This is a genomic window from Sphingomonadaceae bacterium OTU29LAMAA1 (genome assembly GCA_024072375.1).
Taxonomy (GTDB): Bacteria; Pseudomonadota; Alphaproteobacteria; order Sphingomonadales; family Sphingomonadaceae; genus Sphingomonas.
Map to the genome: position 1 here is coordinate 2858398 of CP099617.1, position 13075 is coordinate 2871472.

The 13075-nt window shown below is 63.3% G+C and carries 10 protein-coding genes; 4 read left to right on the plus strand and 6 right to left on the minus strand.

The genetic code is table 11. The features are described 5' to 3' along the window. The first annotated feature begins 133 nt into the window (after positions 1 to 133). From NF699_13905 to NF699_13915, 3 genes are all read left to right on the plus strand, one after another. A complete protein-coding gene (locus tag NF699_13905) occupies positions 134 to 4420 on the plus strand; it encodes a hypothetical protein (protein ID USU04134.1) in 4287 nt (1428 codons plus the stop codon). 391 nt (positions 4421 to 4811) lie between these two features. Continuing rightward, entirely contained in the window at positions 4812 to 6179 is a 1368-nt protein-coding gene (locus tag NF699_13910; GenBank protein ID USU04135.1) for an AAA family ATPase, read from the plus strand. After that, entirely contained in the window at positions 6176 to 6940 is a 765-nt protein-coding gene (locus tag NF699_13915; GenBank protein USU04136.1) for a hypothetical protein, read from the plus strand. Before NF699_13910 ends, NF699_13915 begins: the two co-directional genes overlap by 4 nt. Here NF699_13915 and NF699_13920 read toward each other — a convergent pair. The 5 genes from NF699_13920 to NF699_13940 all read right to left on the minus strand — a co-directional run bounded on the left by NF699_13920 (position 6900) and on the right by NF699_13940 (position 9960). Then, entirely contained in the window at positions 6900 to 7820 is a 921-nt protein-coding gene (locus tag NF699_13920) for an HEXXH motif-containing putative peptide modification protein (GenBank protein USU04137.1), read from the minus strand. The genes NF699_13915 and NF699_13920 overlap by 41 nt on opposite strands. A 46-nt stretch (positions 7821 to 7866) precedes the next feature. Further along, positions 7867 to 8469, minus strand: a complete 603-nt coding sequence (locus NF699_13925; protein ID USU04138.1) for a 2OG-Fe(II) oxygenase — start codon at positions 8467 to 8469, stop codon at positions 7867 to 7869. Positions 8470 to 8480: 11 nt separating this feature from the next. Then, positions 8481 to 8648, minus strand: coding sequence for a hypothetical protein (locus NF699_13930; protein USU04139.1), 168 nt, complete (start codon positions 8646 to 8648; stop codon positions 8481 to 8483). An 11-nt stretch (positions 8649 to 8659) separates the two neighbouring features. Next, positions 8660 to 9706, minus strand: coding sequence for a radical SAM protein (locus NF699_13935; GenBank protein USU04140.1), 1047 nt, complete (start codon positions 9704 to 9706; stop codon positions 8660 to 8662). Positions 9707 to 9807: 101 nt separating this feature from the next. Continuing rightward, entirely contained in the window at positions 9808 to 9960 is a 153-nt protein-coding gene (locus NF699_13940) for a hypothetical protein (protein USU04141.1), read from the minus strand. A gap of 641 nt (positions 9961 to 10601) precedes the next feature. Between NF699_13940 and NF699_13945 the strand changes: the two genes are divergently transcribed. Next, a complete protein-coding gene (locus NF699_13945) occupies positions 10602 to 12230 on the plus strand; it encodes a hypothetical protein (GenBank protein USU04142.1) in 1629 nt (542 codons plus the stop codon). 104 nt (positions 12231 to 12334) lie between these two features. On the opposite strand, the gene NF699_13950 is transcribed toward NF699_13945, so the two are convergent. Next, complete coding sequence (locus tag NF699_13950) at positions 12335 to 13036, minus strand: hypothetical protein (GenBank protein USU04143.1); 702 nt, start codon at positions 13034 to 13036, stop codon at positions 12335 to 12337. Positions 13037 to 13075 lie beyond the last annotated feature (39 nt).

The following is a 13075-nucleotide window of genomic DNA, read 5'->3' on the forward strand; positions in this document are numbered from 1 at the left end:
CAGTATGTCGGAATGAAGATCGATCGACCGCAGAACGTAGTAACGCCTCACGCGTGCGCGCACGCCGTCGTGACTGTCGCGACGCGGCTGGTCGCGGCGGAATGACTTCCCGTCGCTCGTCGTGGGCGGCGTGATGGCGCTCGCGCCGAACGACACTGTCCCGCTGGATCGCCGCTTCGAGCGAGCGACTACCTCCGACTCCGCCGAATACTGGGCGGAGGCGCTGGCGGACAAGCCGCGGGATTGGAAATGGCTGCGTGAGCGCTCTCGCGTCGTGGCGCTTTTGGCCCAGGCGGGGTCGGGCAAGACCGTCGAGTTCATGCGGCAGGTGGACCAAGTCCGCAGCGCGAACCGGGACGCATTCTTCTTCCGGGTCGAACGGCTCTGCTCGGGGCCTTTGGAGGGCGCGCACGAAACGCCGGACTGCAGGGCGCGCTTCGAGGAATGGGTAAAGGCCAACCGTCCGGCGGAATTCTTCCTCGACGCCGTCGATGAGGCGAAACTTCCACAGGCGCGGACAGCCCGCCCACTGCGGGATGCGCTCCGTGCGCTGAGCTTCGCGCTCGGACCGCACTTCGGTCGGATCTCGATCTTCGTGTCGTGCCGGAGTTCCGAATGGTTCGACGACGTCGAGCAGAAAGCTTTGGACGAATTAGCCGCCGCGATGAGCGCGGCGCGGACCGATCCCGAGCCGATCTCCGTGTTCAACGCCACCTTCGCCCCGCTGGACGGCACTCGCGTACGCCTGCTGGCGCAAGACCGCGGCGGCGATGACGCCATCGCCTTGCTTACAGAAAGCGAGGCGATCGCCGACATCGTGACGCCCCTCGACGCGATCCTCTATCTCGACACCTATCTCGAGTTCGAAGGCACGCCCGACCTCGCGGCGCGGTTCTCGTCACGCGGCGGGCTGCTCGACACCTCGGTCCGCCGCCGCCTGGCCGAGCAGGGCGGCGACACGCGTCGGTCGCAGCTGGACCTCAGCACGGGTGTCAGGGCCGCCCGGTTCCTCGCCTTTGCCACGATCGTCGCGCAGACGATGGACATCGCCGTGGGGGCGGCGAGGAAGGACTGCGTCGATCCCCAGGAACTGCTGGCGGGCGGACACGCTGCTCTGTCGCCGGACGGCATCCGTCAGCTGCTGGCCTGTCCATTGTTCGTCCCGGCCGGGCAGGCAAGGGTCCGCTTCTATCGTCGCGAAGCCCGGGACCTGCTGGCAGCGCAGTGGCTGCGCGACCGCATCGACGAGGGCGCGTCGGCGCTGTCGATCACGGATCGCTTCATCAAGAGCGCCTTCGGCGAACCGCGAGTGCCGATCGTCTACGGCAGCATGCTCGCCTGGCTCGCCTCCTATGATCCGACCACGCTCCGCAGGATGATCAACGCGGCGCCGCATTGGATCATCGAGGGCGGCGATCCGAGAAGCCTGGCGCTGGAGGACCGGGTGGCGGCGCTGGAGCAGCACTTACGACTGGGTCCGGGACGCTTCCACGGCGAGTTCATGTTCGAGGTCGGCGAGCTGCGCCGGTTCGCGCGACCCGAACTCGAAGACGCCATCGTCGGGCATCTCGCGGTCCCGCCCGCTGGCGACCTGTTCGACCATCTCATGCAGATGGTCGAGGCGGGCCGCTACGCGTCCGCGGTACCGAAGTTGGTGTCGATGCTCTGTGACTTCTCGCGTAGTTCGGGCGATCGGATGTTCGCGATGCGGGCACTGCTCGCCTGCGGCGGGAGCGACGACCTTCGCGCTTTGGCCAAGCACTTCATCTCCACCGGCGGCCCCACCGTCTCGAGTGACGAGGCATTCGGCAGGAGCCGCAACGATCACTTCCTGCTCGATCTGGTCACCGCCGCCTATCCGAACGCGATCGGCGTCGCCGACGCGCTAACGCTACTGAGCCAGATCCATGGCAAGGATTACAGCCACGAAGCGAAGTCAGTCGCCCGCTGGCTGGCCACAAGCGCGCCATCGGCCGACCTCGCGGACTGGCTGGTCGGCCTAGACCGGCTCTGCTTCGATGTGCCCGATCCGGACTATAGTCCATTCGGGCACGCCATCCCGAAGATGCACCGTCGGGCGACTGTCCTGCTGCGCGGGCTGCTCGAGATCACCGCCCGCTATCTCGCGGAGACTTCCCAGTTCGACATGGAGCGCGATCTGCTCATCTACGATCGCGTCCGCCACGCGAACAAACTGGGTGCGTCGTTCTCGATGTCGCGCCGCGGTTCGCCCGTTCCGGCGGCGTTGACCTCGAACGCCGAATTCCGCCACGCGCTCTATGAACGGCTGGCGACCAAAGAGAGGCGTAAGCATAGCGCCTTTGCCTATATCGAGCACATCGACTGGTCGGTCTACCGCGCGGGCGTGGACCGGGCGGACCTGCGATGGTTCCTGGAACGCTATGGTCAGAGCGACGGCGAGGAGCGACGCGACTACGCCCAGTCTGCCGTCTTCGTCGCCGATCGCTTCGCCAAGGCGGACCGGATCAAGGCACGGCTGACCATCGCGTGGGTGGCGACGAAAGATGGCAAGCGCGACTGGTCCGTCGTCAGGCAGGTGACGACCGACCCGCTGCTAGCGCCGTGGCGCCGATACCGCGCACGCCGATCCTGGAGGAGATACGATCCGGACGCAGGGGGCCGCGGGTTCTTTAACCGAATGTCGGCCGCGATGCGCCTTCGCCTGGACATATGGCTCGGCTGGGCATCGCTGCGCCGAGGCACCGCTTCCGCATTGCTCACCAGCCTCGTTCTGGGCGAGCGCTACGATCCGCCTTTCGAAGCCGATCTCGTCAGACGCTTCGGCGAGCGCCTGGGCGCGGTGCTGATCGACGGTGCGCGCGCATACGCGCGCACCTACCGGCCCGTCGATCGCGGGCGACGAGTCCTCGGAACCGACATTCTCGCGCAGGCAGGCTTCAAGTACGCATGGAACGCGGATCGGTCGATGCCCGGCGTCGACCCCACCGCGGCGATGCGGGCGGCGCTTCTATTCGCGACCGACTGGCCGGAGTGGGCAACCGGGCTGGCGCTCGCAAACCCAGGAGCGTGGAAGGATCTGGTCACGCCGCTTCTGGCCGACGAGATCGCGTCGGCAACCCACAGTGAAGCGGGATCATACAGCCGGTTCCTCTCCACCGTCTCTCACCTGGACGAGGAGATCAGGACGCCTCTATCCGCACCGCTGTTCGCCGCCATCGCGTCATTGCGTGTGATAGATGGCATCGACATCGAGCGGATCGTCCGGATCCTGCGTGCCGACCCTAAGATCGAGGAGCTGCTCCCCGCCTTCGCGGCGCGGCACGCGCGCGAGGCATGGCATGAGGATTCGGTCAAACGCGCACTGAACTGGCTACCCGTCTGGGCAGAGAAGGACGAAGGTGCTCTCCGCTCGCTGCTCTGCTGGATGGCGCTCGATGCGTCGATCGTCGCCGACGGACTCGGGATCTACTCTCGGCTGTTCGACAGGGAAACCAAGGCCGCTCCCGCCTCGCTCGAAATCCGCTACCGCTTTGCCGACCTGGCCTACTCCCATGTCGCACCCGGCGACGACCCTCCCATGAAGGAAGGCCCGCATTCGGTGGGCGAGCGCGACAATCTCCAGCATCTGCGCAGCAGCATCGGCGAACTGCTGAGCGCCGACTTCGACACCGCTGAGCGCGATGCACTGGAGCGACTGCTCGAGGCGCATGTCGTCCCGGAATCGTCCGAATGGGCCGATCGCTGGCGCCACCGTTACGGTCAGCAGGCGGTGAAGCCGCGCCCCTGGACGCACGCCACGATAATCGGAATGGGTGGCGATCTCGCCGAAGCCCCAGCATCCGGCGACGAGCTCCTCGCCCGAATCAGCGCGATGGTCGCCGACCTGGAGCAAGAACTCGCGACCGCGGAGTTCGATCGCCGGGGTCTGTTCCCGACCACCATCCTCGAATCAGACTTCCGGGCCTGGCTGGGCCATGCGCTGGACAGCCGGCGGCGGACCTGGTTCTCGATCGTGCAGGAAGCCGAGACGTCCAGCGCGACCCGAACCGACCTCCGCGTAGAGCTGCGCAGCAATGGCAGCGCGATCGTCGTGATCGAGATCAAGCTGTTACACGGCTGGAAATATGAGGAGCTGCTCGACAAGTTCCGTTCGCAGCTGGTGGACCAGTATCTCCTCACGCCGCGCGTCAGGCACGGCATCTATCTGATCGTCGATCTCGGGAAGAAGGCGAAGGGCGCAATGCCGGACGGCTCCACGCCGACCTGCGAGGACATCGCCACGAGGCTCAACGCGACGTCTGCCGACATCGCGGCAAAGACCGGAGCGATCGTGAAGGCGCAGACCTTCCGGATCGCGCCCAGCAAACGCAATCGTCGTCGGGACCAGTCTCAGTCCACATCACCTAAGCAAGGCCCCATCGCCAAGCACGCAAGCTGAACTAACGCCCCAAGTCGGTTGGCCTGTAAGGAGCCTGAGTATCGGCTTTTGGGTTTTCGCGGCTTCGGGCTACGGGCAGAACATAGGTCCGCTTTCCTGAGATCGACAGCCGAAACCCGCCTGTCGGCAAGCGGCCCACTTTCAGCCGTTCGCGAAGCCCGACGCTACAATAGCAGCTACTGGGCGGGTTGCGGCTTGGCAGCTTCCGGGCGCCAGATCGGACGTAGCGGACGTGGAATCGAAACGCTGATCGAGCGGTTAGGCGCACATCTAGCCGACGCCACGGCGCTCGCCCTCCATACGAGGCGTGGCGCCCGCCAGTGCTTCAGGCTATTCCAGCACGACAGCGAAACAGATTCGCTCTTTCGCAAGACCCGAAAGCGCAACGAGCATGAGACTGCAAAGCCAACCCGTCTATTTCACGCGCTTGGAGCTCGAGAACATCCGCTCGTTCGGCGCGCGTCAGTCTCTCGACTTGCTCGACGACAAAGGCCGCCCTGCGCAATGGACCTTGATCCTCGGCGACAATGGCGTCGGCAAGACGACGTTGCTGCAATGCCTCGCCCGCATGCGCCCAACCGTCAACGAAGCGCCCGATGAGGACGATGGCGCGGTCCCCAATCCGGTCGAACCGGAACTGGTGCGCGAGGAGGATAATGCGATCCTCAAGGCCTATGCCCGCTCGGGCACCGACCGGACCGCTTCGCTCCGCGCCGAGCTGATCGCCGGGGCGACCTTTGACGGCTCGGGGCGCCGCAAGCGCCGCGAGATCTTCACCTCGGTCGAGATCACTCGCTCCAAAGGCCGCATCAAGGACGTCATTCCCGACGCCGGATTTCCCGGCAAGCCCGTCGAGCCGCTGGTCCTGGCCTATGGCGCGGGGCGTCATATGGGCCGCGCCAATCTCGAACGCTCAACAGGAGGCGAAGGCACCGACTCGCTGTTCAATGCCGCCGCTGAATTGTTCGATCCCGAAGAGACGCTGTCGCGGCTCGATTATCTCCGGCTCAAGAACCGCGAGCATGCCAAGGCCAAGCTCGCCAGCCTCAAGACGCTCCTCGTCGAAATCCTGCCCTATCTCGAAAGCCCCGACGATATCGATATCCGTGGGCCGCGGTTGCCCGGAGACGATGATGAGGAAGGCGGGGTGTGGATCAAGACCCCGTTCGGCGTCGTGCCGATCAGCCGGATGAGCCTTGGCTATCAGACCGTCATGGCCTGGACCGCCGATATCGCCTGGCGGTTGCTCAACCATTATCCCGATTGCCCGAACCCGCTGCTCGAGCCGGCGATCGTCATCGTCGACGAAATCGATTTGCATCTCCACCCGCAATGGCAGCGCTCGATCCGCCGCCACCTCACCGCGCATTTTCCCGCCGTCCAGTTCATCGCGACGGCACATAGCCCGCTGATGGCGCAGGACGCGCTCGAAACCAATTTGGCGGTGCTGCACGACAATGACGGCGAAGCCACGATCGTCAGCGATCCGGCGGTCGTCAAGAATTGGCGGCTCGACCAGATCCTGACCAGCGAGCTGTTCGGCCTGGAGTCGGCGCGTCCTCTCTCGGTCGAGCAGGCGATCGAGCGGCGCAACGCCTTGGCGATCAAGTCGCGGCTGAGCGAAGACGAACGCGCCGAGCTGAGCCGGCTCAACGCCTTCGTCCACCAATTGCCCACCGCCGAGCGCGAACAGGATCAGCGGGCGATGGACATCTTGAGACGTGCCGCGGCAGCGATCGGCCAGTCCGGCGCGCAATGATCCGCGTCGTCAAGCCGGATGCGCCGGCCAAGCTTCTCGAAGGGGTCCAGCCGACCGCGGCCGATTGCCTGCTCTATGACGGCGACGCCGCCGCCTTTGATGCCGGCACCGCCAATTTCGAAATCAGCTCGGCAATCTATGGCCATGCCCAGGTCAAGGACGTGCTGCGCGCCGCCCAGCACAGCAAATGCTGCTTTTGCGAGGGCATGTTCGAGGCCAATGCCGCCGCCGATGTCGAGCATTTCCGGCCCAAGAAATACGCGCAGCAAGGCCGGCGCCACGCCAGGCTCTATCCCGGCTATTATTGGCTCAGCTATGTGTGGAGCAACCTCTATTATAGCTGTCAGGTCTGCAACCGCAGCCACAAGAAGAACTTTTTCCCGCTTGGCGACCCGGCGACGCGCGCGCGCAACCATCACGGCGATGTCGCTGCCGAAGCGCCGCTGATCCTCGATCCCGGCGGTCCGCTCGATCCGCGCGAACATATCCGCTTCAAGGACGAAGTAGCGGTCGGTGCGACGCCCCAAGGCAAGGCGACCGTAGACTATGTCGGGCTCAATCGCTTGCCATTGACCGAGGCGCGCTTGGAACGGTTTCAAATTCTCGATCTGATGCGCAGCGCCGCGGCAATCCCTGAGGAAGGCGCTACGCCCGAGACGCTTCAGACCATCGCCGACGCTCGAGCCTTCCTGGCCGAAGCAGTGCTGCCGACCTCGAAGTTCAGCGCGATGGCCGAGGACATGCTGGCAGGCGCCGCATAGCCTGGGCTGCCTGGGCAACGCGGACACCGGCGAGCCAGTCGAATACCAGGCGCTTGCCGGGCGCGGTAAGCGCGGGAGATGCCGCCAGATCGCTGAGGCGTTCGACTTCCTGCCCGATCTCGCTGCGCCGCCGCGCAGCGTAGTGGGCAATGTCCCTATCGTGCGGGTGGTTGGCGCTAAGCGCGCCCAGCCAGTCGAAAATCACTCGGAAGACGAATAGTCCGTGGACCAGTCCGCCGATCGGGCGCTCCGTGTCTTGCCAGGGCGAATAGCCCGTCGCGGCGCGCTCGCCTGGCTGGGGCTGGCGCACCAATGGCTCGTGCGCCTCGACCAGGCTGAGCTGCAGATGCATTGCTTCGTGAAGGATCGATTCCGCCAGCCGCAGCGCCGCCGCTGGTTCCCCGTCCGGGATCGACACGAAGATCGAAAAGGGCAGCTCGGGGTCGGAATGGCTGCTGTCATAGCCGGGGCCGCGCGGCACCAGAGGGTGTGCGCGCTGCACCAGCGCCTCGACCGCTTCGCGCAGGCCGGGGCCGGCTGCCAGCAAGTCGAACGCATCGCCGAAAAGCGCCGCGGCGCCCTCACCAGGGAGGGCCTTGGTCAAAGTGAGTCCAAGCGCTGCATAGCGCTCGCGCGCGCGGCCACGTAGGATTTCGAAGCGCGCATGCGGCAGACCGGGGATCGGGGCGGTACGCGCGTTTGCGGCAGCAACGGCGTTTAGTGCTGCAACGGAGCTGGTTTGCAGCGTCGCGGCGGCGCCGATGTTTAGAGCTGCCGCCGGGTCGCCTTGCTGGCCTGCCGCGCTGTCGAGGCCGAGCCACGCGGCACTGCCATAGTCTGCAGCACGATACGTGGCATGCGCCTGCGCGAACGCGGCCACCAATTCCTTCGCTAGGCCGGGCTGCCATGCCCGGCCGGGGTCAGGGTTACGGGACGTCGGTGGCATGGAATGAATAGACCAGCGTGTAGCGTTCGCCGCCGTGCATGCGCGAAACCGCATGGTGCGAGTGGGGGCCGATCTCGAAGCCGATCCCGGTGCCGCTGACCGGGCGCAGCACCCTGTGGACATCGGCCGCGTCGAAGCTGTTGAACAGCATGAAGAAGCCGCCATCCGCATCGTCGAGCCCGCGATTGAGCTGGACGGTCAGGCGGTGCGTTTCGCCGCCATCGAGAAAATCATTGTGAATGGCGATGCGCTGCCCCGCGACGAGCTTGTGCGCGACCAGCTCGACCCTCGGGCCCAGATGCTTGCCGAAATGGTCGCCGATCGCGAGGCGCAGCGCGCCGAGCGCCTCGGCCGACACCAAAGCCACGGCGATGCCTGGGGGAGGCGCATCGAACAGGCTGAACTCATATTGTTCGTAGAAATCATGCTCGACGAGACGCCAGGGCGCATCGCTTTCGAACCAGTCGAGCAGGGCTGCTTCGACCCCAGGCTCGAGGCACCGTTCGGCGACGAAATAGGGAAAGGGCGTCTTCGCATGCCCGCTGATCGCGAGCGGCGCGGGTGCAGACGCGGCGCCGGTCACTGCATCGCCCTTTAGCGGTTATGCCGGTGATAGGTCCGGTTATAGACCGTGGTCAGCGTCACCGGCGCCTCGTTGCGGACTTCCTCAACGAGGCGGCGCAGCGCCACGCTGTCGGCCAGCACCAGATCGAGCGGTGCGGGCGAGGCGTCGGCCAGGTCACGGGCGGGCGTATCTAACATGAAGGTCCTTTTCAGGCAGCTTGTGCCGCCATGCGCGCCAAGACGCCACGCATTTCGGCAATGAGGTGGCGCTGATCGGCGCAAAAGATCGTCGGATTGTCGAACCCGGCGACCGCACTCCAGCGATGCGCGACCATGCCGCCACCGCAAATGCCAAGATCGGGGCAGGCATGGCATTGATCGGCGAGCGTGCGCTGCTGGCGGTAATATTGGTCGAACGCCTCGCTTTCGAGAAAATCCTCGAGTGGATCGAGGATCGACCATTGCCGCTCGAACCGGTCGGCTCCCGGATGCGCGACCTTGAGCGTATCGTTCTTGTCGATCCGCCCATCGGGTTCGATTACCAGGATCCCATAGTCGGTGTTCCCGACGCCTTCCTTCTGGCTCTGGCCGCCCATCAGCAGCCGCATCATGTCGTCGAGAATGCGAATCCGAGGCGGCGCAGGGTCTGCGAGATAGAGCGCGAGCAGCCTGCTGAGCCAGCCGCCATATTCGATCGAGCCAGGTCCGGCTTTGCCAAAGGGCAATTGGGACCAATTGCCGTCGCGGACGAGGAAGTCGAGACTGGGCGCACCGGTCGCTTTCAACGCGGCGTAGACCTGGGCCGGATCACTGGTCGGATCGATAACTGCGAGCACGCCTGCGAACAGCGGAAGCGCATCGCTTCGCGCGGTCAGCCGCGCGATCCCCGCCGCGACGCGCGCGTGCGAGCCGGCCTGGGCGTGATCGGTACGGAACCGGTCATGGACGCTGGCCGGGCCGTCGATGCTGATCGAAATGCCGACATCATAGGCGACCAGCACATCGATGATCGCATCGCTCAGTAGCACGCCATTGGTCTGAGCATGGATACCGCACGGATGCGGAAGCTCGGCGCGCAGCATGCCGCATAATGTGGCCAGGCGCTCAGGCCCCAGCATCAGCGGCTCGCCGCCATGCAGAACGACACTGAACGGGGTTTGCTGCCGGTGATATTGGGCGCCGAGACTAGCGGCGACCCGCGCGGCGATCTGCTCGGACATCAGCTTGGGCTGGCTGCGCCAGCTATCGTCGCCCATGTGATAGACATAGCAATAGCCGCAATCGAGATTGCAGCGGCTGGCTACTTTGAGAAGGACCGTGTCGACGGTCCTGAGTGATCCGCCGGTCGGCTGCGCCGTCACCGATTATGTCGGTTGTGCGTACGGTTATATCCTCGCACCGCCGACATCGTCCGTCCGCCCGCGACTTCTTCGACCAGCCGCTGGAGCGCGACGCTCGTGACGGGTAGGTCGAGGCTGGCCGGACCAGCCATGCGGGGCTTGATTTGCATCGAAATGCCTCCTGTATCTTAGCGTCTACGATAGCAGCGATCCTAAACGCCTGCTACAAGAAAGATCGGCGTTCCAAGGCTGTCGCCCATTGTCCGGCCAGCAGTCCTCCTAGTGCGATCCGGATTGCTTGGCATAACAGGCAAAATGTTTCGGCTGTGATCTACGCCGGCAGATAGGAAATTATTGATATGTTTCTCGAGCGCTCTTCAAGATATTTTTGGTTGATCGAGACAATCGCGCTACATGAGCGACTAATGGAGCCATCTGAATAGTAATAAACGTGGAATCGTCTGGCCGATACTGGCGAGAAGGGAGATGTTGAATGACTGCGCTTTCGTCTTTTTGTCCCGACTGTGGCGGCAGTGGCCGCTGGTTCGATATGCCAGAAGAGAAGCGCCGCATTGGCTATGGCGAGATGGGCCCTTCGGACTGTACAACCTGCGACGGATGGGGATTAGTGCCGACGTCGGAGGGCAAGCCGTTCTTTGATCTGGTTCTCGCTATGCGCCGGAGCCCTAGGTGGCGGTAGGCGGCGGGCCTCGCATACAGCCGGCTATTCGGGCGCGTAGCTGCCGTATGATGTTGCGATGAACGAACGGCCGCTTCTGGCGCGCGGACATTACGGTCTGAATGGCTGGGTTTGGGTCTTGAGCAGCAGGCAATTTTGAATGAGCCGGAGTATTTACGCCATCGACTTTTTTCCACCGATACATTGAACCAAGGAGCCAAAATGCAGTCTCTAGACATCGCATTGCTCAGGCGCGCCCTCGACGACAACTACGTTCTTGTGCTCACCACCAATTCGAATGAACGCAAGGCGGTCGCGAACGTTCTTAGTCCCTCGGCGAAGGCGATCGTCAGGATCGAGAACGATGGCGCCCGTCTTGGTGTCTGCGGCGAGCAGTTGATCCTTCATTTGACGGGTACCTCAGGTGGTCAGGCCGACAAGGCTGTGGGACGGATCACCCGCCAAATTTTGTCCAATCCTCGCATGCCCAAACCTAAGGCGGTAATCTTATTGGGCATTGCTTGGGGAGCACCAGGTGCCTGCAGCCTTGGAGATGTAATCCTGTCGGGCGAGCTTTTGGCCGTTAATCAACTCCGTTTCGAGGGCGGCCAGATAAGGCACGTACCCATCTCACGCATAAGTCCTTGGCTAACTGAATTGGCCGACCTCAGTGCGGAGGTCTCCCAGCGTTCGAAGGCGCCCAAGGTCGGCGTCCTTGCATCAGGTGAGCAGTTCTTCGCGGCCGACGAGGCGCGCGATGCGCTCTTGGTAGCCTTTCCTCACATTATCGGGGGCGAGATGGAAGGCTGGGACTTGGTCCCGGATCTAAAGGATCTCCCTTGGATTCAGGTTCGAGGCGTCTGTGATTTAGCCAGCACGGGTCTCAGTCGGAATTATCAGATCGCTGCGGCGGAATGCGCAGCGGAGCTGCTCGTCCCTGTCGTATCTGCGCTGCAAGCGCGTGGTCGGCTTCCAGAGATAAGGCGGGATCCCGCTACGGTCGGGCTGCTTGAGGTGCTGGCAGGCGATTCTATGCACATCACCGATCCTGGTGACAACATGAGCTTCGACGATCACCTGAACTACCGGATTGGTCCTTCGCTAATATGGCGGATTGCCCAATATGGCATAGGAGCACCGACGGCTGCGTCATTGCCGCGGCTGTTGACGGATCTGCTGCTAGAAATGGCGCAGAACGCAATAAAGTATGGGGGCGCGACCATCGCAACGCTCCAGTTCGGAGCAACCTCCATGACCTACAGCGACAATGGTCGGGCGTTTGACCTTTTCAGTCTTGCCGATAATCCGAACGGACGTGGTGGCCGCGAGGCGCTCGCGGAGGTTTTGGGCTACCTAGTTGCAAGAAACTACCTCGAACTCCTTGCGGATCCTCAGCACTCATCGAGCGCCAATAGGTACCGCATTTATTTCCCGATGCTTTCAGCGCAGATGCGAGAGACAAGGGAGAAATGCTCGGTCGAGGTCCAGTTTAACGGGCATTCGATGTTTGATGCGTCCGAACGCCTTGTCTACGATAATGACTGCGACATCCTGTTTTTCGATGCCAGTGAGCTTCTAATGTATTCGCGCCGCTTCGATGTCGTGGAAAGCCTTCAAGTAATTGTTGATAGTGGTCGCGACCTGATCATCAAGTGTGACAACGAGCGCGAGAAGGTGTTTTACGAAGATTCCCTCACCATCCCCGATGCCAGAAGGCTCACCGTGATTGTGGCTCCGATGGCGCTGTTTGCCAGCGGATAGGCGTCGTCGCTTACCGCCTTGGACAAGTAGGTTTCGACATGAACGAGTGGCAGGTTGTGGAGCACGCCTGACGATCGCTGAATGTCCGATTGTGGGTCTTGGCGTCAGCTGCCTGGAGCTACACGGCTAACCGCGCGGCCTTTTTCGTCAAGGAAGGTAACCGAAGCGGCACCGGCGGGCTCAACACGCAGCACAAGGCGCTTCCGCCCGTTGGCATCGCGAAGCGATAACTCGGCGCTGCGATCAGCTGCGCTCCCAAGGTAGACCCGCTGCGTGCCGACCATGTTAGCTTGGCGAACCGCCGCGTCTTTCGCGGGGCCCGCCTTCATGGTTCCCAACCTACCAATTTGATCGAAACGCATCGGCTCATCGGGTCGGTCATTGACGATGAAGGCCGCGTGGCGGCGTGCACCGTCCTCCTCCGACGTCATCTGTATGGTCTGATCCTGGTGCCAGCGATCGAACGTCAGGCTGCCGGCATTGACGGGCTTTCCGGCGACGATCTTGCCGTTGAACACCAGACCGCCATTCTCTGCACCCTCGTCATTGAAGAAGATCATGCCTGCCTCCGTGCGGTTCGGATGCGGATACTCGTTTTTGCCGATGACAATGCCGCCGATGTTGTCGCGTCCGGCGATGATCATCCGAAGGGTGCCATCGTCCTCGCGGACATTAATCCGCCGCACATCGATGGTGTTGAACTTCGCTGGAGGAGCGGTCGCGCCACCGAGAACGACGTAACCGGCAATCGCGGTCATGACGGCGGCATAGGCGCCAATCGCACGAGACGGGTCGATCTTAAACATGGCTCAGGCTCCAGGTTTAGACTGCCCCGCAGGTATCAG